Here is a 23,668-nt window from a genome sequence, read left to right as displayed (position 1 = left end):
CGGGCGTCGCCTCAATCGTTCGCGACGGTTCAGTTCCGGTTTCGCCGACCGGGCTTACAGTTCAATTGAAAAACCCAGCGACCGCAATCTATCGGAAAGCATCTTCAGATCCTGCGCTTCGATAAGCGAGTTCGGCGGCCTGACATTCAGCCAAGCCGGATTCTTCGTCCATTCAAAAAACATCTGTTTCAGCGCCGAAGTGAACGGATAACCCTCGAAAGCGTTTCTAATTGCAGTCAATTGTTCCTGCAAAGCGTCGGCTTCGTCGGACTGCAAGTTCCGAAATAGCCGGGCGGCCATCCCGATCGTGGCGTTCGTCGTGGCGGAAATGCAGCCGGCGCCGCCCTCTCTCAAGATTCGCAGCAGCAGTTTCTCGGTGCCGGCATAGATCTTGAAACCCGGAATCTCACGGATGATCTCGGCCATATGCTCCCAGTCGCCCGAGGAATCTTTCATCCCGACGACGATACCCGGATATTCCCTGACCAGACGACCAGCGAACGTGGCCGAAAAACCGATGCCGCTCAACTTCGGAAAATTGTAGAGATAGATCTTCAGGCGCTCGTCATTTACGCCGCTGATGACGAGATCGAAGTATCTCGCCAGCCCGGTTTCATTGACCTGTTTGTAATAGAACGGCGGCAGCATCAAAATGCCGCCGACGCCGCGCTCGACCGCAAATTTGGTCAGCCTGATAGTGTCGGGGAACGCGCAGCAGCCGGTGCCGATCATCAACCGGTCGACGGGCAGACCGCTTCGGACGATCCTGTCGACCGTCTCAAGGCGCTCTTCGACGGTGAAGGAATTTGCCTCTCCGGTCGTGCCGAGCACGACGATCCCGTCTCCGCCATTGGCCAGAAGCCATCTGCAATGTGCGGCCAGCGCATCGTGATCGATACTAAGATCGTTCTTCAACGGAGTCACGACTGCGGTAAATACGCCATCGGGCAAAGTTGTTTGAAGGTTCATAAAAAAAAAGAAATAGGGCAAACGAACCACGAGCGGAAGCGCGTCCGTTCAAGATCCGGATTCGACCCGACCCAATATCGGCGCGAGCCCCTGGAAACCATTCGAAAGGTATCATCAAACGACCGAAAATATAAGCAAAGACCAAGCGGTTCCTCAGGCTTCAAGTTGTGATCTTGCGCCAAGTCTTAGCGAAGGTCCGGTCGAGCCTCACCGTCGCATTCGAGACACCGGGCATTTGAGTGAGAGACAGGGAAATCGGCTGTTATCCGATCGGCGCTATGCTCTCGTCGGTCGTCGGATCGTTGGTTTTGCTGACAGGCGTTTACGTCGTCAAGAGGTAGATATACGTCCCAATCAGCGAATTGAAGCTTACAGGGACTCTCGGTCGCGGGCAAGACGGGCCGAAAGGCGTCCGTTTGCCTCGTCCGAAAAGACCGCGACGCGGCATTCTCTGTTGAACCCGCCGGTTTTTTTCTTGACACGAAGCACGTGCGGGAATATGCTCGGCAATAAATGGACTTCTACTTTCTGCTTTTTTCACTCTTCTTCCCGCGGATCGTGATGCTTGTCTATCTGATCGCGTTCCCGAGTGGTTTCCCGGCGAATTCGGTACCGCAATGGGGCGACATCCTGCTCGGCGTCTTTGCACCGCGCGTCCTGATACTGATCTACATCTATCAGAATATGGGCTATGACAACGTCTGGTTCGCCGCCCATCTGGTTGTGATGATCCTTGCGTACTTCGGCGGCGGCCGCGAGACGCAAAGACGACGCAGGAAGCGTTCTGATGGTGATGTGTAGGTTGAAGGCAGCCCGGATCTTCGCCCGGTTGTCGAATTCTGATCGGACCTGGATAAAACCAGCGGAATCATCGTTAGATCAGGTGAACCAGTCCCGTTTTCAGTTTCATTTCACCGGGAGCCACGGCCCACTCGCTTGACACTATCCGCGTGATGCAATAGCGTATCCAACATAACAGTCGGATCGTCCGGCAATACTGTCACAACTCAAGTTCGGAATTTACCCGGAAGATCGAAAAATCAACAAAAGTAACCTTAGGTAAGAATAGAATGAAGCGAATTCTGTCTACGATGACGTTTTTGGGAATGTTTCTGCTTGTAGCTGGTACGGCAATGGCACAGGAACAGAATATGAAAAGAGGACAAACAGTCTATACCGGTTGCGGCTACACATATAAAATGAAAGCATCCCGTGATACACAATGTGGTCCAGACGGAGGAACCTCGAAGTGGATTGGTGATGGCGTTGACGAAAACAGCTTAAGGAGAGGGCAAACTCTTTATGTGGGTTGCGGATATACTTATGCATCGAGGGCTGCCCGCGACGAGCAATGTAGTCAAGAAGGTGGAACCTCTATGTGGATTCCTGACGAACGCGTAACCACGGCCAGGTCAGCAACCGTGTATGTTGGTTGTGGATACACCTACAGAACAAAAGCCGCCCGTGACGAACAATGCGGTCAAGATGGCGGAACTTCGAAGTGGATCGGTGACGGCGTTGACCAAACAAAACTGGTAAGGGGACAAACTGTCTATACCGGGTGCGGTTATACCTATGCATCGAGAGCTGCCCGCGACGAGCAATGTGGTCAAGGTGGAACGTCAAAGTGGATTCCTGAATAATCGGCTTCTTGAGCCAAGTGCCAAACTATTTGAGTGCCGGGCTTTCGACCGAAATGCCCGGTTTTTTCTTCATTATGTCGAAGCAATAACATTCGACGCTTCGAGTATCCTTTTTTCGAATGCGATCGTGCAGTTGACGCTGTTGATGGATTGCGACCTATTCGGCCTACATTTCGGTCGGCGGAGTGAGAGCGTTTGGCGAAAAATCGTGGTTGAGTGATTGAACAAGGCAAAAGGCAAAAGGAAAAAGGAAGAAAGGCAAAAGGAAAAAGGAAGAAAGGCAAAAGGAAAAAGGAAGAAAGGCAAAAGGAAAAAGGAAGAAAGGCAAAAAAGGTGAAAGGCAAAACTTAATAGGTTGCCCGCGAATGAACGCGAATATCAAGCCAAAATCTAAAACTACTCGCGCAAATTCGTGAGATTCGCGGGCAAGGTTAGTATTGATTTTCTCAAGCCAAGAATCCGAGACCGAGCTTTTGCGACTCGGTCGGAGTCGTCGAAAACTTATGGAATTCAAATCAAGAAAATACATTTTCAGCTCGGTCCTGTTGCTGTTTGCCGGGATCGCGTCGGCACAGGCTCCGGATCGGCAAGCGGTGATCGCCGGAGCCGAACGGGCATTTGATAAGGCCGCAAAGGCCGTGAAGATGCCGGCTCCGGGTTGTTCGGTAGGAGTTTCGTTGAACGGTGAATCGGTTTTCGAAAAGGCCTTCGGTCTGGCGGAAATGGAGCACGGGATCGCGAATACCCCGCAGACGATCTTTGAGTCGGGTTCGGTGGCGAAGCACTTCACGGCGGCGGCACTCGTTCTGCTTCAGCAGGACAGGAAGCTCAGCCTCGACGATCCCGTTCGAAAGTACATTCCCGAGCTGCCTGATTACGGTTCACCGATGACGATCAGGCATTTGCTCAATCATACTGCCGGGTTGCGGGATTGGGGATCGGTGATGGCGCTCACCGGCGCGGGCCGCGGCGACCGCGTGATCTCCCAGGATCTTGCGATCGACGTCATCCTGCGGCAGAAATCGCTCGATTTCGTTCCCGGAGCCGAGTACTCGTATTCGAACAGCGGCTATCAACTTGCGGCGCTGATCGTCGAAAGGGTTTCAAAACAAAAGTTCCCGGCGTTCATCGAACAGCGTCTTTTCAAGCCGCTCGGGATGAAGAATTCGTCGTGGCGCGACGATTATCAACGAATCGTCCCGGGGCGCGCACAGGCATATTCGCGCAACGGCAACGACGCGCCGTGGCAGCTCAACATGCCGTTTATGAACGTTTACGGAAACGGCGGGATGCTGACGACGGTCGGTGACTGGCTCAAGTGGAACGCGATGCTCGACTCGCGCTCGATGGGAGCACCGTTGGTCGAGGCTCTCGAAACACAAGGCATCCTTAACGACGGCCGCAAGATCAGCTATGCGCTCGGCCTTGTTGTCGATGATTACAAGGGGATCAAAGACGTCTCTCACGGCGGATCAACCGCGGGCTATCAGACATTTCTTGCGCGATATCCCGAGAAAAAGCTGTCGGTCGCGGTGCTTTGCAACGGCACTTCGCCGAGTGCCGGCGGGCTCGGCGCGAGCGTCACCGATGAGATCTTCGGACCGTTTCCGGCACCGGCAAAGGTGGAGACCGTTGCGGTTGCCGAAGACGAGCTCCGAAAATACGAAGGATCGTGGCAAAACGATGTCACCCGGTTCGTGAATCCGATCACGCTTGAAAAAGGCGAGCTACGGTTGGCGGGATCGGCACTGAAACCGATCGCCGGCGGCGCATTTTTGATCGGCGAACGAAAACTGACGTTCACCGACGCGAACAAAGCAAGAATTCAGAATCCTGACGGTTCGGCGACGCTCCTGACGCGCGTTGCCGATTGGAAGCCGACGGCCGCCGATCTCGCCGAATTCGCCGGCGAGTGGTACAGCGAAGAGTCCCAGGCGGCGTTCACCTTTGTTATCGAGGGCGACAAGGCCTTCATCCGTCAGCGGCCGACCACGAGCCTGCCGCTCCGGCCGGTAACGAAAGATCACTTCTCGACGCCGGGTTATGTCGTTTGGGTGACGCGCGACAAGTCGGGAAAGATCGAAAAGCTTCACATCGGAGGCTCGCGAATGCGCGATATGCCGTTCGTGCGGGTCGGGAGATAAGATTCGGGAGCTTTGCAAAAACCCACGGGTACTTTGTATTCGGGGCCGGGACAAGTCGGTACCATCTGCGGTAGCGGATGGTTGGCTGCGGCACTCCCGGACTGAAGTATTGATACCAACCGATCTTCAACCATCCGCTACCGCAGATGGTACCGACTCGACGCGAATGCAGCGCGATTCGGGATTCCCAGTCTGGAACCCGTGGAACTCTGGAATCCAGATTTCAGGATTCCACGTCGAGTTGGGCTGGGATCATGTATTCTTTGGCCTGGCTTCGGGTCGGGAAAAGTCCGGACACAAATGCCTTGCGCAACATTTTTCGCCAAACGATCAATTGGGGATTACTCAATCTTTAGCAACTTGAGCCACGCCGGCATGGCGTACAGATGATCGCCGTGATCGATCCCGGTGTTGCCGGCATAGCCGCGGATCTTGAATCCTTTGACGTTTACCTCGCTCAGCTGCTGCATACCGATCGGTCCGTGTTTGAGTTTCGGCGTCCGCTTCAGTTCGAGTTTCGCGATCAGGTAATCGACGCACTCGGTCGTGCTCGCGTACGTTCCCGGAAAGAGTTCCGAATGTGTGATGACGAACGATTTTCGGCCCTTCGAGGCCTCGCGCGCGAAGGCTAGGTATGAGTCAAGATCCTCGTCGCGGATCACGCCGCCGGCGCCGAGTGGCTTTCCTTCCGGAACATAGCTCGCGTGAATTCCGTCGAGCAGCAACACGTTATCGACCAATTTGAAGTTGTCCGGCTGCCGAAGTATCTGACGGATCGCGCCGTATCCGGCCGAAAATCCGATCAGTGTGATCGATGAAAAGCCGTTCTTAAGGTTGAGCATCGCCGCCGCTTCGTCGATCACCGATTTGAACAGCACCGGATAAGCTGCAAACGGCCCACCGTAAGCCCGTGAGCCTGAGCCGAGATTGATCGTCACGAGCGCCGCCTTGGGCATCTCGTCCGAAATTTGCTTTTGAACCAGCCACGGAGCCCCGTGAAAATGAATGACGAGCGGGATCTTTCGGGCCACGCTCGGAGTTCCGCCTTCAGGCGGCTTGATCTTCACACGACTCTTCTCCGGCACGAACAAAACCGCGCCTGTCAGAGATTTAAGCTCGGTTCGCTCGCCCGGAACATCGACCCTCGCGACGCGCGTATGCGGCCGCGTCGTCTCGGTCGACGGCGACGGGTTCTGCGGCGCCATTTGCGAATGCGCTTGGACGGCAAGCGCAATGATGGCGATGGAAATCAGACCGATCCGAATACTTCTCATTGCTTATCAGTTCCGACGGATTCGCCGATCTCAAAAATCGTGATGATGTTCGGATGATCGAGCGCCGATGCGGCTTTGGCGTCGCGCACGAAACGGCTCATTCGGTCACGAGTCATTGGCTTGTTCGGGCGACATATAGTTTGCTGTGCCAATAATCATGCCGGGCTGAGTTTGCGGCCGGATCGCGGTCGCGGCCTCCCTGTCAGAACCATCTGCGGTATCGGATGGCTCAGCTTCGTCATCTGACCGGCTTTGTCTTAAACCACCCGCTACCGCAGGCGGTTCTGACAGCTTGGCAATTCCAAAATCGAGAATCTTTGCCAAGCCGTCAGCCCGAATCATCACATTATCCGGCTTGATATCACGGTGAATAATTCCAGCCGAATGTTACAAAACGGCTGAAGATCTTAAGCTGACTCAAATAGTAATCCGCCGTCATATTTCCGCCGCAGTCCCAACTTTCGTTTCCTATTCCGAGAAACGGGATTTTGTAAGGCGCGGGGTGACCGTTGCGTTCTTTGGCCAGATCGGTCGGTTGATCCGTGGTTAAATACTCGAGCCATTCTGACGCTTCCTGCGGAGTTCCGGAGCCCACATTCACCGAAAGAAACGCCTCAGAACCGATCTGATCGAGAAAATCCATAAACTCGTGAGTTCCGAACGTATTCGGCTCGATCACACCGCCCCAGTTGGGGTTAAGGGTGGCAACTCTTTTTGTTCCGATGCCTTTACGCCAGTGGTATTCATCGGCAAAACAACCGCCCGGATAACGGACATTAGGCACCTTGATCGCTTTGAGTGCGGCAACGACGTCGTTGCGGATACCGCGGGTGTTGGGGATCTGAGAGTCCTTTCCGACCCAGATTCCCTCATAAACGCCGGAGCCAAGATGCTCCGCGAACTGTCCGAAAAGATGGCGATCGATCGTGGTGCCGGGCGTCGACGGGTCGATATTCACATCGACCCGTTGAGCAGCCGCAGAAACCGTGAAGATCGCCAGGAACAGAACCACATTCAAGAGCACGTGATATCTTCACAGAAAATCCCCGACTTACCGCTTCAAAGCCAAAATTCCGGAGATCGCGCTGGCGATTCTGGCTTCGCGGCTGTATGAGTTGAAGATCGGTACTTCTTCGCGCAGGATCTGTTCACTGACGCCCGCAATAAACATTCCTTCCTGCTTCAAAACAACGAAGTGAGTTTCACTGTCTTCATCCCTTTCCGTTTTCACCGTCGCTCCGCTGAACTGGCTGAGCGCGCCTTCGATAACCTCACGGCGATGGATAAACTGTCGTGTGAAAACGTATTTGTCCGTTATGGTGTCGAAATAATACACCTCGCGAATCGTAAACCTGAACAATAGAAAGACTGCCGCCGCTGCAGCGAGACCGGAAATTCCGCCGATCAGCCAAAGCTCCGGGTCGAAATTCATCGCAAACCAGCCGATTCCGATCAGCGAAACGATCAACAGCACAATGACAGCGAACATCATCAACGTTGGTCTGTAATCAATAACGGCCAATGACTCGGGCCGCCTCATGATCCAAAGCGGTACGAGAAAATCGAATCGTTCCGAAATCTTATCCCAAAAGCGGTCAAAAACACTGTCCGGATCTCCTAACATTTGTTATCCTCCGATGAATAAAATCGTAACTTCAAAGCAAACAAAAAGTGCACTATTCAGGAATCCTGACTTTTAAGTCCCGGATCGTGTGTCCGTTGCCCGCACGTGAGCAAGGGCTCTGTTCTATGCACTCGAAACGTCAATCCCGACTCGGGTCATTCAATTGGAACTGACCATTTTGAGAGTTCCGCGTTGACGCCCATTCCGCCGACTCCAATAACGGAGCGGATCTCGTGCCTTCCCAGTTTTGTGTCTGCGGTTAATGTCATTATTTTCTATGCCTTAACGTACTCGCGGCGTTTTGCTGTTGTGCTCACCGAACGCGTTCGGAAACGTCCGAGGCGATCGACTATCTTTTGAAGTTCGCTATCCAGTTGGCCGAAACCGTTAACGACGAAGTGGCGTCGGCCATCCGGCTGATGAATAGGAACCGCTGGCCGTCGGCTGAAACGTCAAAGATGTTCGCCTGAGTTGTCCTCGCGACAGCGGTGTCGAAAAGCGGTTTGGGAATGCCGGGCTCAAAGTTTGCTCCTGTTTTCGACTCGGCCACCATCAGCTTCCCGTCCGATGCAATATAAAAGATCTCGCTGTTCCGTCCCCACGCAGGACTGCCGCCGCCATTTGTAGAGATTGGCCACTTTCCGCCCGACGCCGGAAACGTCTGAACGTAAACCCCGGAGACTCCCGATTCGCGCGACGCGTAGGCAATAAACCGCCCGTCAGCTGAAAACCGGGCCCACGTGTCCTCTAATGGCGAACCGAAATAGAGAAACGGGCGGCGATCACCGTCGAGCGGCAGTGCCCAGATGTTGGTGTTTGTCGTTGGATCGGCATCGGTGTAAAGAATATGCTTTCCGTCAGACGACCAGTCGGTGACGAATATCGGGTTGTCGAACGGGTTAAAACCTCGGCTTCACCGGCACCGCTTGCCAACTTTCGGTACATCTCGCTACTCCCGACCTGCCGCCCGGACCATGCTATGTAATTTCCGTCCGGTGACCAAGCAACGTTGTCGACGTCCGACGAACCGGACGTCAGACGCGAACTCGTGCCTCGGGCGATGTCATACACAAAGATGTCGAGTTCCCGCGGCCCGGTGAAACGGCGATCCGTTTCTGGTCGGGCGAAAGTCTTGCGACAGCATAGGCCCCGATCGGGCCAATCGTTTCGATCTGCTTGCCGGCTCGGTCGAACCAGGTTATCTGCCGATTCTCCAGATCTGAGCTCGGGTCGTGAACAAGCGTTCCATTATCCGACACCGTGAAGAATGCACGGGCATTGGCGTTGATCCGAATCTGATCCACAACGCGAAACGGCTCGCCGGCAGTCATCAGCTTGTCAGCGTCAAACGCCTGGGCGAGCAATGCCCCACCGCGGGAAGAAGATGTGCCCGCCGCCGTCAGGCGATGGGGCATAGCGGGCGTTGGAATCTGACGAAAACAATCGCTTTGATTCACCGCCGTCGACCGACGCGGCCATCACTTCGGATGTGCCCTTCTTCGTGTCCGTTGCAAGATAGATGAAATGGCGTCCGTCGGGCAGAAATTGCGGCCAGCGTTTGAGCATTTCCTCGTTCTTTTCAAATCCCGGTAGCGAGACAGCATTACCGCCTGACGCTGGCACTCGCATGATGCCTTGTCCTCCGACAAAGAAGATGATGGTACCGTCGCGGCCCCATGAACCCTCGTTGCCGCGTCGATCACCGATGAAATCACAGATGTTCTGAACGGTCCCGTCTGCGAGATTGACCCGCTTGAGCTTTCCGTTACTGGTGGCAAATCCCAGGGATCTGCCATCCGGCGACCAGAACATAAAACCTGCTGCGCCTTCCGTTCCCGGCAGCATTCTGGCGGAGAGCGAATTCATCGGCCGCAGGAACATCAGAAGTTTGCCGTCGATCAACGCGTTGAAAGCCAGATTTGAGCCATCCGGTGAAATGGCTAATTGGTTAAACCCGGCCGATTTCCCCGGCGGATTGATCGAAAAACTGATCGGAACGGCCTCGGTCCGTGCCGGCTGGCGAATGTACTTAACCGCGAACGGCGCACTCGCCAAGAAGCCGAGCAAAAGAATGGCAGCCGCGACCCACGGTGCCCAGCCGATCCATTTAGATCTGCTGGTTCGGGCCACAGCCGCATTGGCCCCGGTCGTAAATCCGCCCGACGAGTTTGTCGGCGAAGACAATGCCTCAAGCGCGAAGCCAAGATCAGCCGTCGATTGAAACCGCTGCTCGGGCTTCTTTTCCAGACACCGCCTGACGATCCGCCCGAGCGAAGGGCTGATGTTCGGATTGGATTCGGTGATCTCCTCCGGTTCTTCCTTGAGAATTGCCGACATCGTTTCGGCCATGGTTTCGTGCTGAAACGCCCGCTTTCCCGTGATCATTTCGTACAAGATCAGCCCGAACGAAAAGATGTCGGACCGGTGATCGGTCGCGTGGCCGCGAACCTGCTCCGGCGACATATAGCCGATTGTTCCCATTACTACGCCGGGGTTGGTGAGGGCTTTCCGCGTGTGATCCTCCGACCCAGTCGCTACCGCTCCCGGTTCTGACAATTTTGCGAGTCCAAAATCGAGTATCTTTACGCGGTCGTCCTTCGTGATGAACAGATTTTCAGGCTTCAGATCGCGGTGGACGATCCCTTTCTCGTGAGCCGCCGAGAGCCCACTTACGATCTGCTGGGCGTATTCAGTGACTTTTCTGAGCGGGATAGAACCCTCGTCGAGACGCTCGCGAAGCTCTTCGCCTTCGAGCAACTCAGCCACGATAAACGGCGAGCCGTCGTGCTCGCCAATGTCGTAAACGGTCAGGATGTTGGGGTGATTGAGTGCCGAGGTGGCCTTTGCTTCCAGCTCGAACCGCCGCAGACGGTCTTCGTCGCTCGACATTCCCGATGGCAGCACTTTGATCGCTACCTCACGATCAAGCCGCGAATCGTGGGCCTTATACACCTCGCCCATTCCGCCTTTACCGATTGGCGAGATGATTTTGTATTGATTGATGATTGTTCCTGTTTCCATCTTTATCTTTCTCTATTCAGGAATCCCGACTCGGCGGACCAATTCCTTAAATCGCGGGTCGTCTCGCACGAAGTCCCAAATTTTATCAACCTTTAGTTCGAGCAACCGCCTGCCACGCTCGTCATACGCTTTGTTCAGATATTCGATCGTCTTATCTTTGTCTTTGTCCCGGGCATATGCGCAGGAAAAATCCATGGCTTTAACATATCCGTTGGGGTCTTTTGCCTTTTTGGCATTCAGCTCTTCGAATCCAACTTCCGTCAGCTTGCGGTGCCGTAGCCCCGCCGCCATCGAATCCGTCCAAAATTGCCGTTTCGTCGTTTGTCCTTAATTGTGGCGTAGTCGGGGCTTCGACAGCAGACCGGATGGCCATCGCCGGCTCATCCATCGACGCTGGGCCTTCGAGCGGTCCATATCCATCGTCGATGCAATACAGCAGCGTGCCGTCGTAATAATCCGGTCTGCATCCAGGGCTCCGTTTCATAGATTCCTACTTCAACTTTTCGACGTTTGAATTAGTCATTAAAGAAGTCATTTGTGTTATCGCGATCGCGTTTAGCTGTTTTAATCGAGAGCTTTGTGGCAATCCTTGCTGAATAAGAATAGCGTTGATGCTTTCTAAATTCGATAAAACTACTAATTGTTCGATAGAAAAACTACTAATTGTTCGATAGATGCGTGATCCCTGATATTTCCGACCGAATCGGGATTTTCGTCACGCCATTGTTTTGCGGTTTTGCCGAACAAAGACATGTTCAAAAGATCGGCTTCGGTGGCATACACAAGATTGATCTGCGATTTGGAAAGTTCCGCCGGGATTAGGTTTTCCTTGATCGCATCCATATGAATTCGATAATTTATTTTTGCCAATGTTCTTTGAAGATTCCATTCGAGATTCAGACGTCTGCTTTCGTCGTCTTTGAGCCGTTGAAATTCAGTTATGAGGTATAACTTAAATTCTGGAGAGATCCACGATGCAAATTCAAAGGCAATGTCTTTGTGAGCAAAAGTTCCGCCGTAGCGTCCGGCCTTTGAAATTATGCCGATGGCTCTAGTGGATTCGATCCATCGTTTCGGAGTGAGTGAAAAACTATTCGAGCCTGCGAGGTTCTTAAATCCATCGAATTCGATGGAATTAAAATTTGCATTATTTAGTTGCTCCCACAATCCGATAAATTCGATCGTGCTGCGATTTCTCAGCCAATTTTGCAGAATATAATCACTTCTTTCGGCATCTCGATGTCGGGCAATATCGGTCAGCGAGATATAGTCCATCTCACCTCGATTTGAAATCGTAATTTCTGTTCCTTTTACCAGTATGGTCTTATCTTTAGCCATAACTAACTTTCGCCACGTTCTTGTTTTTCCGTTAAATCGCGGGTCGTCTTGCAGGAAGTCCCAATTCCTATCGGCCTTTAGGTCGAGCAACTGCCTGTCGGCCCTTCGTCCAGAGGATGGCGAAGTTCCTCGCCTTCGAGCAATTCAGAAACGACATACAAAACATCGTCCTGCGTGTCGACATCGTAAATAGCAAGGATATTCGGATGATTCATAGCACCGGCGGCCTGAGCTTCCTGCTCAAACCGCGCGACACGGTCTTTGTCAGCGGAGAGATCCGCCGGCAGGACCTTGATCGCCACATCACGACCGATCTTCGGGTCGCTCGCCCGGTAAACCTCGCCCATTCCGCCGACGCCGATAACGGAGCGGATCTCGTATCGTCCTAGTTTTGTGCCTTCGGTCAATGTCATTTTTTTATTCGCGGATCTTCACCGATCTCAATTCGGCCTCGATCTCTTCGATCGTCGGCAGATTGCCGCGTAAGTTTTCCGGCAAGATCTTTGTCAGTTCAAAACTCGAAATACCTATCGGCTTGGTCATATCGCGCAAGGCGTATTCCGCGACGGTTTTATTCTCTCCGCGACAAAGAATCAGTCCAACGCTGAGGTTGTCGCCGTCCTCTCGCAAGATATCGTCGATCGCCGAAAGATAGAAATTGAGCTTGCCGAGGTATTCGGGCTTAAATTTACCCGCTTTCAACTCCAAAACGAAATAACAGCGGAGTTTAAGATGATAGAAAAGCTGGTCAACAAAAAACTCTTCACCACCTACATCCAGCCGATATTGGCTCCCGACAAACGCAAAACCGACACCCAATTCGAGCAGGTATTCTCGCACGTGCCGCATCATCGCTTGTTCGATGTCGCGTTCGTGGGCCTCGTCCGTGAGTCCGAGAAAATCGAAACTATACGGGCTTTTCAGTAATTGCTGAGCGAGATCGGATTGCGGCTTCGGCAGTACCAATTCGAAATTCGTGATCGCTTTGCCTTGCCGCAAATACAAGCCTGTTTCGATCTGTATCTCCAAAACATTGCGGCTCCAGCCGTTTTCGATGGTTTTAGTTATGTAGAATTCACGTTCGATCGGATCTTTCACCTTGTCGAGAATCCGGACAATATGACCCCATGGAATTCGTCCAACAGCTTGTTGGACAATTGCCTCGTCGGGATACGCTTCGGCAAAGAGCCGCATATACAGCAGATTTGTCCGCGAAAACCCTTTCATCGCTGGAAACTCGAGCCGCAGATCGAGCGAGATCTGCTCGACGACCTTTGCTCCCCATCCGAGCTCCTTCTGCTTTGCCAAAATACCGTTTCCGATGCGCCAATAGAGCAAAACGAGTTCGCGATTGACGGTGAGCGCCGCCTTTATCTGCGTCCTCCCAATATCGGCTTTGAGTTTAGAGATAAAGTCAGCGTATTCGTCTGTAATGATCGATTCGGAACTCATAATTTCCCAACCTCGTTTGGGCATCGTTGGCTGATCTACTTCAACCCCCCTTGATCACATACAACTGGCTCGCATTCTCGTAACCGCTGTGTCTGCATCAATTGTCACTAGCTTCAGCTCGTGGACAGCGAAACATCTCAGCGATTTGAAGAAAGAAATCCTGAGATAGCGCCCGCGATCCGGGCTTCCCGTTCGAATGTATTGAACATCGGAACCTCTTCACGCAACATCTGCTCGTCAACGCCCGTTAGGAACATTCCTTCTTGCTGCAAAACCACGAAATATGAATTACTGTCTTCGTTGCTAACGGTTTTTACCGAGGCTCCTGTGAATTGGCTGGTGTGTCCTTCTATCACCTCTTTGCGATGAATGAACTGACGGACGAAAGTATAAGTGTCCGAAGTTTTGTCGAAATGATAGACCTCGCGGAGCGTGCCCTTGAAGACCAAGAACAGGCCCACAACCCCAGGAGCGCCGAGCACCCACAGCCACGAGGCATCGTAACCGAAGAAAATGAAGACCGCCGACAGCGCCAGGACAATAAGTCCGACGACGGTCAGAAACATAAGAAACGTCGGCCGGTAATCCAGAATCGTCAGCGATTCGGGCCGGCGTATGATCCGGAGCGGAACGAGATATGCGAACTTGTCGCTGATCTTTCCCCAAAGCCGGCCAGTCACTGAATAATCATCGTCGTCTAACATATGCAATCATCCAATCGATTTAAGCTGGAAACGGTACCAACTTCGAGCCAAGGATCTTCCGGTGATGGACTTCGTTCCCGGTCGGTCAAATCGCCGGTCAACGTCGCAACAGGATTTGCGAGTCAAGATTCAGCATCCCATTTTGTCCCCGTCGTAAAGGTATCACCAGAGATCGTGATCAAGCCTTTCATCGAACCGATCACGCTCAAATCATCCTCATCGCCGATCGGAATGACCTTTGCGATCGGCTCGCCCCGCTTCTCTATCACGATTCCTTCCGGTCCGAGTTCATCAAGGATCTGCTGACACTTGGCTTTGAACTCGCTCACACTGATCGTCTTCGGTTTGTTCTTCATGGGTCTATGATTGTGAATCTGATCAGATATTAAGATGAGCCGGCACGTCCGGCATCTGGGGTCACTTCACCTTTCCCGGTCCCCAAAGTGCTTTTCCCGAGAATTTCCCGGTGTGCTCGCCGTTCTTCAAAAGCTGGACGCCGTTGACGAAAACGTCGCGGACGCCGACTGCAAACTGGTGCGGGTTCTCGAACGTCGCCTTGTCGGCGATCGTCCTCGGATCGAAGATCACGACATCGGCGAAATAACCGGATTTCAGAAATCCGCGCCTGTCGAGTTCGAGATTCGTCGCCGGAAGACCGGACAGACGTCGGATCGCCTCTTCAAGCGTGATCAGCTTTTCTTCGCGGACGTACTTGCCCAAAAGCCGTGCGAAGTTGCCGTACGCGCGCGGGTGCGGATTCGATTTCAGAAATGCGCCTTCGGGCGCCATCGACTCGGCGTCCGAACCGAACGATACCCACGGATACCGGATCTGCTTGCGGATATTCTCCTCGTCCATCAGGAAATACACCGTTCCGACTCGTGATTCGTCCTCAAGCACGAGATCAAGGATCGTGTTTTCCGGGTCGGTCCCGCGCATACGGGCGACCTCGCCGAGCGTTTTGCCGGTCAGAGGCTTGAGCTTCTCGCTCTTGAATCCGATCAGCAGAACCTTTTCGGGCGAGCCGGCCATCAGGCGCAGGTTCTCCCACTTGTCGGTCGGGGTTCGCATCTCGGCAAGAATCTTCTTTCGCGTTTCGGGGTCCTTGATGCGCTTGAACAACTCTGCGTAACCGCCGTCCAAAACCCACGGCGGCATCGACGCGTCGAGTCCGGTCGCGCCTGCAGGATAGTTGTACATATCGGCGGTGATCTTCATCCCGCTTTTCCGCGCCGCTTCGACCATCGCGAGGACCTTGTCCATCTTCGCCCAATTGTCCTTTCCGCCGGCCTTGAGGTGATAGATCTCGGCTGGGATCTTCGCTTCGCGCGAGATTCGAATGAGTTCCTCGACCGCTTCGATCAACTGATTTCCCTCGCTCCGCATATGCGAGATGTATTTCCCTTTGTATTTGGCGGCGACCTTGCAGAGCTCGATCAGCTCTTCCGTTTTTGCGTAGAATGCCGGGGCATAGATGAGCGACGACCCGATTCCGAGCGCGCCGGCCCGCATCTCGGCTTCCACAAGATCGCGCATCTGCTGAAGCTGCGCGGGCGTCGGCTGCACGTCGGCTTCGCCGAGCACGTGCATTCGGATGGTCGTCGCGCCGACATATGACGCAACATTCTGAGAAACACCCCGTTTTTCAAGGTAGTTCAGATAATCGGATAGCGTCGTCCATTCGATGTCGTATTTCAGGTCGCCCTGATCGTCCTTCATCGCCTTCTTCATCTTGTCGTTGAGCGGCCCCATCGACCAGCCCTCGCCGAAGATCTGCGTCGTCACGCCCTGTTTCAATTCGCCGAGCGAGCGCGGATCGACGATCAAGGACTCGGTCGACCACGACAGCATATTGATAAACCCTGGCGCGACGGCCATTCCTTTGGCGTCGATCACGAGCGCGGCGTTTGCCCGGCCCAGATCGCCGATTTTCGCGACCTTGTCGTCCTTGATTCCGACGTCGGTCCGAACAGGGCGCCGACCGGTACCGTCATAAACCGTGCCGCCTTTGATGATTATGTCGAACGCCGGTGAGATGCGCTGCGCCGGCGCGATCAAAGCACAAACAAACAAGAGCGCCAATAGATGAACGAACTTACGCATAGTTTTTTCCTATTCCGATTTCGGGACCCTTCGCAATACCGCTCCGTCGAGATCGATCGCCTCGACCTCGCCAGAAACCGCACCGAGCCTGAATGAGATCAGGCTTTCGCCCCACCATTCTTTGTTCCAGGCTGCACTGAACGTATCGAACTGCCAGTGTCCCAGTTCCGCGGACAGTTCTTTGGCGACAATCAGCCGCAGTTTCCCGCCGACCAGTTCGACCGTCATCTCGCCGAAAAACGGATCGGCGTATTTGCCGGCGTAGGCTTCGAGCGGCAGGCTCGGCTTCGTGCCGGTCTTGCGCTTTGCTTTGGCCCCTTCCGTCGCCTTCTCTGCTTCGGTCTTCAATCCCGCGTAAAGCGCCTTGAAATCGGTGCTCCAGTCACGGCTGTTGTCGGCGAATCCGAAGAGGTCAAAGACCTTGTACATCAACGCATGCCGGACTTCGGCGTGGTCGAGGTTGCCGAACACATAGACACCAAGTTTCTTGTCCGCCATCAGGCCGATTATTGCCGTCCGCCCGTCAAGGCTTCCCGTGTGAAAATTCACCATTTCACCCCGGTAATCGTGCTGAAACCAACCCAAACCGTAGGTCGTCCAATGCGGTTTGGTCAAAGCGGCCGTCGGATAAAACCCTCCGGCCGGCGGGATGACGACCTGCGGGCGGAGAAGCTCGGCGTAGGTTTCCGGCTTCAGCAACTGCTTTCCGTTGACCGTCGTGTTGCCGAGCATAAAGTTCACCCATTTGCCGATGTCGTCGGCAGTCGACCAAACCGCGCCGGCCGGCGCAACCGGGTCCGCCGAGTCTTCCGGTATCGGCCGGATCTTGCCCTTTACCTCAAAATGAGCCGAAGAACGGTTGTTGTACCTGCGATGGTACTCATAACTGGGAAACGTGTTTTTCATCCCAAGCGGGTCAAAAATCCGCTCCTTCATAAACCGATCCCACGAAATCCCGCTGACCTTTTCGATCACTTGCCCGGCGACGAGATACATTATGTTCTGGTAAATGAATCCGCCGCGAAGCGTGTACTCCTGCGGCGCATACTGCATTCGCCGGACGATCTCATCGGAACCGATCTCGGGCGTCCACGCCCACAAGAAATCGGCGTTTCCGACTCCCGTGTTGTGTGTCAGCAGATCGCGTACCCTCAGTTCGTTTGTGACGTACGGATCGGCGATCCGGAAAGCGGGCAAATACTTGATCACCTTGTCGTCCCAACTCAGCTTGCCTTCGTCGACCAGCGTCGCCAACGCGACCGCGGTCATCGCCTTGGTCGTCGACATACAGCCGAAAAGCGTCTCGGTATCGACTTTCGGATCCTTGCCGAGCTCGCGGACACCATATCCCTTGGCGAAGATGACCTTGCCGTCCTGGACGACCGTGACGGCCATTCCGGGCACGTTCCAGGCTTTGCGCGACGACTCGATGTATTTGTCCAATACTTCAACTTTGTCCTGGCCGAGCGCGAACGAACAGGCAAGCAGCAACAGGAAGCCTGTGACGATTAGATTTTTCATATTCTTTGTCAATGGAAAGCGGCCTCTTCCGAGCTTCGGGAAAGGGTGATTCTGTTATTCCGATGCGGGAGATTATGAATCAGCTTGCACGCATTTCCAAGCCTATATGCGCTAAGTTTCGCTTACCATAGCCCGGGAAGAAGGTTTTCGAACAAAGTTGGTCAGGTGCGTGTTGGCAGGCAGCGTAGTAGATCTCTTCGATCCGGTTGAATCTCTCGATTTCCTTTGACATATCCGACGCGGGACGTGAGTTCGGGGAATCCATCGCAGCGATGCGCTCATCTGTTGAAACGACAAACAGGCATCGGGAGGCTCACACAAGATCCGCCCGGAGCTGCATCGGTCTCCTTCTGCTGTTCCATTTCGGATTTGATGAAACGGTCGACGTTTGTTTGGGCCGCCGTTTGAGCGGTCGCATCGGCCAAAAAGAAAAACAGGATCAGAACCAGAGACGCAACTGTTGATTTCATACTAATTCGTGAATCCATCATCTATACGATTTCATCACCAGGCGGTGGCGCTTTTTCCAAAATCGACCCGTAACGCGGGTCGTCGCGAAGCGGGTCGAGGTCCGGGTCGTTGACCGCCCAATCTCTCGAGATCCCGAGGTTGCCGAGGGCCTCGGTAAGCGACGCGAATGCATCGTCGAGCCTTCCAAGCGCGGCGTACACGCAGGCGGCGTTGTATTGGATGATCGGTTCGTCGGCGTCGATCGCAAGCGCGCGTGCGACCCACTCGGACGCGCTCTCCGGCTCGCCGAGCTCGGCCAGGACGGATGCGCCCATCGTCCACGCCCGCGTATCGTCCGGATGCGAACGAACGCGATTCTTGACCGCCTCGATGCACTCCAAATCGGCTCGTCGGGCCTTGACTGTTTCGCCGATCCGGCGATAGCACATCCCGAGCAGGTACCACGAATCATAGGCTTCGGGGACGATGGCGCAAGCCTCGCGGAAATGGAGCGCGGCGTCCTTCGGCCTATCCATCGAGAAACAAACCCTGCCGTAAATATACCGCGGATCGTAGAGAACCGGATCGAGTTCGATAGCTCGCTTGAGGTGGATCTCCGCGGTTTCCAGATCCCGTTTCAAAAACAACGCGAGTCCGCGCGAGGCGTGGGCATCTGCGAGATTCGGCGCAAGCTCAAGTGCCCGGGCACTGGCCTTTTCGGCTGCTTCGACCGCATCGTTTCCTTCCCCGAAGTAGAGATTCAGGAACGAATGGCAATCAGCGAGTCCGGCGTAGGCCCGCGCGTTTCCCAAATCATTTTCGATCGCTTGGGAAAAGATCTGGATGGCGGTTTCGAGGGCTTTGCGACGGTGCTGGTGAAAGAATCGCCTGCCCTGCAGATAGAGTTCATACGATTCCGGCGATGCGATCCCGGATTCGCCCGAGTCCGTCGGCGCACCGGTTAGCGTGACCTCCAATGCTTCGGCGATCAACTCTGCGATCTCGTCCTCGAGCGCGAGAATATCGTGCATTTTTCTGTCGAATCGTTGATGCCATAGTCGATAGCCGTTCTCGACGTTTATCAATTGCACCGAGACGCGGACACGGTCGTCCACGCGGCGAACGCTGCCTTCGATGATCGCGTCGACATCGAGTCGCGCGCCGATATCGCGGATGTCCAAAGCCTGATCCCTGAACTGAAACGCCGAGGTCCGCGATGCGACGCGCAGGTCGGGCGTACGCCCGAGAACCCGAAGGATCTCCTCGGCGAGGCCGTCGCAAAGAAACTGCTGGTCCTTTCCGGGACTCATATCCTGAAACGGCAGGACGGCGATCGACCTCTTTGCCGAAGCCGCCTTCAACCGAAGAGTGACCTCGTCCGTGTCAAGAGCGGACAAAAGCCCCTGGAGATCGTTGATCATCGACTCCACCTGCTCGTATCGCTGCCGGCGCTCTCGGGTCAGCGCTTTTCCGATGATAGTGTCGATGCGCGCCGGAATCCCAGGTCTGATCTCCGAGGCCGGACGAGGTCGATCGTGAAGCACGGAATTAACGACGTCCGAGGCTTTGTCGCCGGCAAAAGCCCGTTCGCCGGTCACCATTTCGTGGAGCACCGCGCCGAGCGACCAGATGTCCGTTCTTTGATCGACAGCCTCGCCGCGGATCTGTTCGGGCGACATATACGCCGGGGTGCCGTACGCCGCGGTTTCACGGTTTTGACCGGGATCTCCCTGAAGCGCGGCAATGCCGAAATCGAGAATCTTGACGGTGTCGCCGCGCGTCAGCATCAGATTCGCGGGTTTGATATCGCGGTGAACGATGAGTTCCTCGTGGGCTGCCGCCAGTCCCCGTCCGATTTGGACCGCGATCGCGAGAGCCCGCGTGATTTCCAACGGGCCTTCCCGAAGCACCCGGTCAAGCGTTTCGCCTTCGTAAAGGGCCATCACGATGAACAGTTCGCCGGAATCCGTCTCGTCGACTTCGAAGATCGTGCAAATATGCGGGTGGTCTAGCAGAGAGGCCGTCCGGGCTTCGCTGATGAAGCGCGCGCGGAAATCGCGATCGGCCGAGGGACGGAGAATCTTGATGGCGACGCTGCGCCCGAGGCGAAGATCCACCGCGGAATAGACCTCGCCCATTCCGCCGGAGCCGATCAGCGACTGGACCTCGTATTTTCCAAGCTTCGTGCCTTCTGAAAGCATTGCTGGACCTCACAACCCTCTCCCGCCGAATTTGGTTTGCAGATCCCTCTCAGCTATTCAAGAAATCAAGCTTACAAACCCAATAATATTCGCAACCTATCTTCCACTTTTTCAACGGTCTGCGATGATACTTTGCCGAGCCGCTTCTTCAAGCGAAAGGTTGAAATCGAGCGGACATCTTCACATTTGGCAAAACTTCGCAACGACAGACCGCCTTCGGATGGATTGATTTCAACGTGCAACGGAATGCCCTTTGCTTTTGACGTAACCGGAATTCCGACAACCAATTCAGCCGCACCTTGATTAAATAAGTCAACAGAAATCACCAAAAAAGGACGAGTTCCAGCTTGCTCTCGTCCTTGCGTCGGGTCCAGATTGACCAACCAAATTTCTCCGCGCGAAGCGTTCGTCATTCTTTTTCAACTCCGTCCGAAAGCGTGTTTTCCCAAAGTTCGCGCTCTGTCAATTCCTCCCGCCACGCTTCGCTGTCGGCTTTAAGTGCGGCAAACGCATCATTTGTCGCCTCCAACATCCGCCGCCGCCGCAAATCTTCAAGAGCCTGGTCAATCAACGACTGCATCGTTTGACCCTTTTCCTGAGCCAAGTCTCTCAGAATTTGATAACTCTGCGAACTGATTCTGACGTTCACACTCTGCATAAAAGACTCCAACTTAGAATTACCGCGCGTTGCCTTGTTTGTCAACAATTCTGTCAACAATATTGTGTTAAATCTTCACGCACTCGCCCCGCTTGATGAACTGTCCGCTGCCTTTTTCGACCAGGCATTCGCCGTTCTCTATCACGACGCGGCCGCGCGAGAGGACGGTTTCAACTTTGCCCTTGATCTTTTTGCCTTCGTAGGTGCAGTAATCGACGCGCATATGCTGTGTTTCGATTGACAGCGTATGCTCTTTCTCGGTGTCGAAAATGACGATGTCCGCGTCCGACCCGACGGCGATCGTGCCTTTTTTCGGGAACATTCCGAACATCTTCGCGGCCGCCGTCGAGGTCAGCTCGACAAAACGGTTCAAAGAGATCTTGTTTTCGATGACGCCGCCGTTGTAGATCAGCTCCATCCGGTATTCGACGCCCGGCGCGCCGTTCGGGATCAGCGAAAAGTCGTCCTTTCCAAGCTCCTTCTGCTCCTTCATACAGAACGGGCAGTGATCGGTCGAGATCACCTGTAAGTCGTCCATTTTCAATCCCTTCCAGAGATCTGCGTGGTTGTGCCGTTCGCGCAGCGGCGGCGTCATCACGTATTTCGCGCCGTCCCAACCTTCGCCGTAATCGTCGATCGACAAGAAGAGATATTGCGGACAGGTTTCGGCAAAAGCCGGAATTCCTCGGTCACGCGCCTGGCGAACTTGGTTGAGCGCGTCCGAGCAGCTCAAATGAACGATATAGACCGGCGTTTCGGCCATCTCGGCGAGCGCGATCGCCCGATGAACGCCCTCGGCCTCGGCGAGCGTCGGACGCGTCAGCGCGTGGTACTTCGGCGCGAGCCGGCCCTGCTCCTTGAACTTCTTGATGATCTCGTTGATGACGATGCCGTTCTCGGCGTGCATACAGACGAGTCCGCCGCGCTCTCCCGCCGCGCTCATTGCGCGATAGATCGTCGCGTCGTCCGCCAGGAACACGCCGGGATACGCCATAAAAAGCTTGAACGACGTGATGCCTTCGTCGATCAGCTTGAACATCTCGGACTTGTTCTTGTCCTCGAAATCGGTCGTGATCAGATGAAAGCCGTAATCGATGACGGCTTTCCCTTGAGCCTTCTGATGCCACGTATCGACGCCCTTGAGCATCGATTCGCCCTTGTTTTGGACGGCAAAATCGATGATCGTCGTCGTTCCGCCGTGCGCCGCCGCGCGCGTTCCGGTGAAAAAGTCGTCCGACGAAGACGTCCCGCCGAACGGCAGATCCATATGCGTATGCGGATCGATCCCGCCCGGAATGACGAGCTTTCCGCCGGCATCGATGACCCTGTCGGCTTCCATCTCGAGCGATTTCCCGATCATCGAAACCTGTTCGTCCTCGATCAGAATATCGGCGTGATAATCATCGACCGCCGTTACGATATGCGCGTTTTTGATTAGTGTTTTCATATAAAATTCCGCGGGTCGTCACCGTACTTTCCAACGCGACGGCCGGTATCCGGTTCTCAAACCAAGACGAAGTCGTCAAATCATTTCGGCGTCCACTTCACGCGCAAGATGTTCTCTCAAATCATTGAATGCATCGTAGTCGGTTCCCAATTTGAAACTCAGCCCGAGCCGGTCGCCGAGCTCGGCGGCAAGATTTTCGAATTCGTCTGAAAAGTAGATAGTTTTCCCCGGCCGGTATCCGATCTTGAGGATGACCTCGACTAAGCCATCGGCCAATCTTTCAAAATTTCCCAACGCGGTCGTGGCACGATCCATCACGACAGACCCGACAACCTTGTCTCCGGATTTGGTGAGAGCTACCAAAACGCGCGGAATCGATCGGGTCTCCTGTACTTCGGCGGGAAATGGAAAGACGTCCATCTGCACAACGGCACTCTTTTTGAGCGGCAGTGCCCGGATCTGATTTGCGGTTTCTTCCGGAATCGTAATCTCGAAATAATCCGGTTTCGGATAAGTGACTGTCTGCCAGGATTCGGTCCATTCGATCTCGCCTTCGGTTTCGATCGGTTCGCGGACAAAGATTTCTTCTTCGCGGAAAAGGTATCCGTCCTGCTCTTCGGCCCGTGGGTAAATCTCGACAAACTGCTCAAGGGCGTGGATCAGAATCCGGGCGTGGTCAGTGTCGATCATGTCGGGAACGAAACCCGGAATCGTCCTTCGGAATGACGGATGCCCGTTGCGGTCGAATTTCACGTCCGTTTTACGCAATGCGGTGAGATCTTCGGTTTCAAGGTCACGGCGCGGTCCAAACGAAACGTTGCAAGTCGGGATCTCAAGCAACAGGTAAGGATTGATCGGTCCGACCGAATTTTGAATATCCAGAACCTGAAACAATGCGCTGGGCCCAATGTATACGGCCAATGCGACGTGTTCTCCCAAAGATCCCATAACGCTCACGAAGACGGTCGGTCCGCCGTCCGGAATCCGTACGCCCAGAATGTCGGCTTCACTCAACTTCGCCCAAGGCGCGAACCGCCATATCTTCTCGCTCAACTTAAGAAGTCTATCCCATTGCTCGGGAGTTGGTCTTAACTTTTTCATAGTTCGGAAATCCGTGAA

The 23,668-nt window shown here is 54.3% G+C and carries 23 protein-coding genes and 2 pseudogenes; 3 read left to right on the top strand and 22 right to left on the bottom strand.

Going from position 1 to position 23,668, the window contains the following annotated elements:
• Positions 1–54: 54 nt before the first annotated feature.
• Positions 55–969: a dihydrodipicolinate synthase family protein gene (locus IPN69_23875; GenBank protein ID MBK8813748.1), complete on the bottom strand. Its 915-nt coding sequence runs from the start codon at positions 967–969 to the stop codon at positions 55–57.
• 513 nt (positions 970–1,482) lie between these two features.
• On the opposite strand from IPN69_23875, the gene IPN69_23870 reads away from it, so the two are divergent.
• The 3 genes from IPN69_23870 to IPN69_23860 all read left to right on the top strand — a co-directional run bounded on the left by IPN69_23870 (position 1,483) and on the right by IPN69_23860 (position 4,756).
• Positions 1,483–1,770 carry a hypothetical protein gene (locus tag IPN69_23870; protein ID MBK8813747.1) on the top strand — a complete coding sequence of 96 codons (288 nt, stop codon included), beginning with the start codon at positions 1,483–1,485 and terminating at the stop codon, positions 1,768–1,770.
• A 269-nt stretch (positions 1,771–2,039) separates the two neighbouring features.
• A complete protein-coding gene (locus IPN69_23865; protein ID MBK8813746.1) occupies positions 2,040–2,612 on the top strand; it encodes a hypothetical protein in 573 nt (190 codons plus the stop codon).
• Positions 2,613–3,115: 503 nt separating this feature from the next.
• The gene (locus IPN69_23860) at positions 3,116–4,756 is read left to right on the top strand and encodes a beta-lactamase family protein (protein MBK8813745.1); all 1,641 of its coding nucleotides are present in this window, start codon (positions 3,116–3,118) and stop codon (positions 4,754–4,756) included.
• 341 nt (positions 4,757–5,097) lie between these two features.
• Here the strand turns inward: IPN69_23860 and IPN69_23855 are convergent, their stop codons facing one another.
• From IPN69_23855 to IPN69_23755, 21 genes and pseudogenes are all read right to left on the bottom strand, one after another.
• Positions 5,098–6,030, bottom strand: a complete 933-nt coding sequence (locus tag IPN69_23855; GenBank protein MBK8813744.1) for a hypothetical protein — start codon at positions 6,028–6,030, stop codon at positions 5,098–5,100.
• A gap of 105 nt (positions 6,031–6,135) precedes the next feature.
• Positions 6,136–6,405 carry a hypothetical protein gene (locus IPN69_23850; protein ID MBK8813743.1) on the bottom strand — a complete coding sequence of 90 codons (270 nt, stop codon included), beginning with the start codon at positions 6,403–6,405 and terminating at the stop codon, positions 6,136–6,138.
• A pseudogene (locus IPN69_23845) lies at positions 6,395–7,054 on the bottom strand (alpha-N-arabinofuranosidase). The gene IPN69_23850 and the pseudogene IPN69_23845 overlap by 11 nt, the downstream one beginning before the upstream one ends.
• A 27-nt stretch (positions 7,055–7,081) precedes the next feature.
• Positions 7,082–7,519, bottom strand: a complete 438-nt coding sequence (locus IPN69_23840; protein ID MBK8813742.1) for a hypothetical protein — start codon at positions 7,517–7,519, stop codon at positions 7,082–7,084.
• 484 nt (positions 7,520–8,003) lie between these two features.
• Positions 8,004–8,537 (bottom strand): PD40 domain-containing protein, encoded by a 534-nt coding sequence (locus IPN69_23835; protein ID MBK8813741.1) that lies wholly within the window; start codon positions 8,535–8,537, stop codon positions 8,004–8,006.
• A gap of 151 nt (positions 8,538–8,688) precedes the next feature.
• Positions 8,689–8,985 (bottom strand): hypothetical protein, encoded by a 297-nt coding sequence (locus tag IPN69_23830; GenBank protein MBK8813740.1) that lies wholly within the window; start codon positions 8,983–8,985, stop codon positions 8,689–8,691.
• A gap of 13 nt (positions 8,986–8,998) precedes the next feature.
• The gene (locus IPN69_23825; protein ID MBK8813739.1) at positions 8,999–10,675 is read right to left on the bottom strand and encodes a serine/threonine-protein kinase; all 1,677 of its coding nucleotides are present in this window, start codon (positions 10,673–10,675) and stop codon (positions 8,999–9,001) included.
• Positions 10,676–10,687: 12 nt separating this feature from the next.
• Positions 10,688–10,966 carry a hypothetical protein gene (locus IPN69_23820; GenBank protein ID MBK8813738.1) on the bottom strand — a complete coding sequence of 93 codons (279 nt, stop codon included), beginning with the start codon at positions 10,964–10,966 and terminating at the stop codon, positions 10,688–10,690.
• Between the two features lie 199 nt (positions 10,967–11,165).
• A pseudogene (locus IPN69_23815) lies at positions 11,166–12,013 on the bottom strand (KilA-N domain-containing protein).
• 77 nt (positions 12,014–12,090) lie between these two features.
• Positions 12,091–12,426, bottom strand: coding sequence for a protein kinase (locus IPN69_23810; GenBank protein ID MBK8813737.1), 336 nt, complete (start codon positions 12,424–12,426; stop codon positions 12,091–12,093).
• A 4-nt stretch (positions 12,427–12,430) separates the two neighbouring features.
• Positions 12,431–13,465 (bottom strand): DUF1016 family protein, encoded by a 1,035-nt coding sequence (locus IPN69_23805; GenBank protein MBK8813736.1) that lies wholly within the window; start codon positions 13,463–13,465, stop codon positions 12,431–12,433.
• A 137-nt stretch (positions 13,466–13,602) separates the two neighbouring features.
• Positions 13,603–14,169, bottom strand: a complete 567-nt coding sequence (locus IPN69_23800) for a hypothetical protein (GenBank protein ID MBK8813735.1) — start codon at positions 14,167–14,169, stop codon at positions 13,603–13,605.
• A gap of 122 nt (positions 14,170–14,291) precedes the next feature.
• A complete protein-coding gene (locus tag IPN69_23795) occupies positions 14,292–14,525 on the bottom strand; it encodes a type II toxin-antitoxin system Phd/YefM family antitoxin (protein MBK8813734.1) in 234 nt (77 codons plus the stop codon).
• A gap of 61 nt (positions 14,526–14,586) precedes the next feature.
• Entirely contained in the window at positions 14,587–16,272 is a 1,686-nt protein-coding gene (locus tag IPN69_23790; protein ID MBK8813733.1) for a D-aminoacylase, read from the bottom strand.
• A 9-nt stretch (positions 16,273–16,281) separates the two neighbouring features.
• Entirely contained in the window at positions 16,282–17,793 is a 1,512-nt protein-coding gene (locus tag IPN69_23785; GenBank protein ID MBK8813732.1) for a serine hydrolase, read from the bottom strand.
• A gap of 278 nt (positions 17,794–18,071) precedes the next feature.
• Positions 18,072–18,263: a hypothetical protein gene (locus tag IPN69_23780; GenBank protein MBK8813731.1), complete on the bottom strand. Its 192-nt coding sequence runs from the start codon at positions 18,261–18,263 to the stop codon at positions 18,072–18,074.
• Between the two features lie 21 nt (positions 18,264–18,284).
• Positions 18,285–20,444 carry a protein kinase gene (locus IPN69_23775; protein ID MBK8813730.1) on the bottom strand — a complete coding sequence of 720 codons (2,160 nt, stop codon included), beginning with the start codon at positions 20,442–20,444 and terminating at the stop codon, positions 18,285–18,287.
• Between the two features lie 71 nt (positions 20,445–20,515).
• Positions 20,516–20,857 (bottom strand): type II toxin-antitoxin system PemK/MazF family toxin, encoded by a 342-nt coding sequence (locus IPN69_23770; protein MBK8813729.1) that lies wholly within the window; start codon positions 20,855–20,857, stop codon positions 20,516–20,518.
• Entirely contained in the window at positions 20,854–21,159 is a 306-nt protein-coding gene (locus IPN69_23765; GenBank protein ID MBK8813728.1) for a hypothetical protein, read from the bottom strand. The genes IPN69_23770 and IPN69_23765 overlap by 4 nt, the downstream gene beginning before the upstream one ends.
• 10 nt (positions 21,160–21,169) lie before the next feature.
• Positions 21,170–22,549 carry a dihydropyrimidinase gene (hydA, locus tag IPN69_23760; GenBank protein ID MBK8813727.1) on the bottom strand — a complete coding sequence of 460 codons (1,380 nt, stop codon included), beginning with the start codon at positions 22,547–22,549 and terminating at the stop codon, positions 21,170–21,172.
• 75 nt (positions 22,550–22,624) lie between these two features.
• Positions 22,625–23,650 (bottom strand): hypothetical protein, encoded by a 1,026-nt coding sequence (locus IPN69_23755; protein MBK8813726.1) that lies wholly within the window; start codon positions 23,648–23,650, stop codon positions 22,625–22,627.
• Positions 23,651–23,668 lie beyond the last annotated feature (18 nt).

The sequence above is a fragment of the Acidobacteriota bacterium genome, from assembly GCA_016715115.1.
Lineage (GTDB): Bacteria > Acidobacteriota > Blastocatellia > Pyrinomonadales > Pyrinomonadaceae > JAFDVJ01.
Note: the sequence above shows the minus strand (reverse complement) of the source record. Positions and strands in the feature narration are given on the sequence as shown.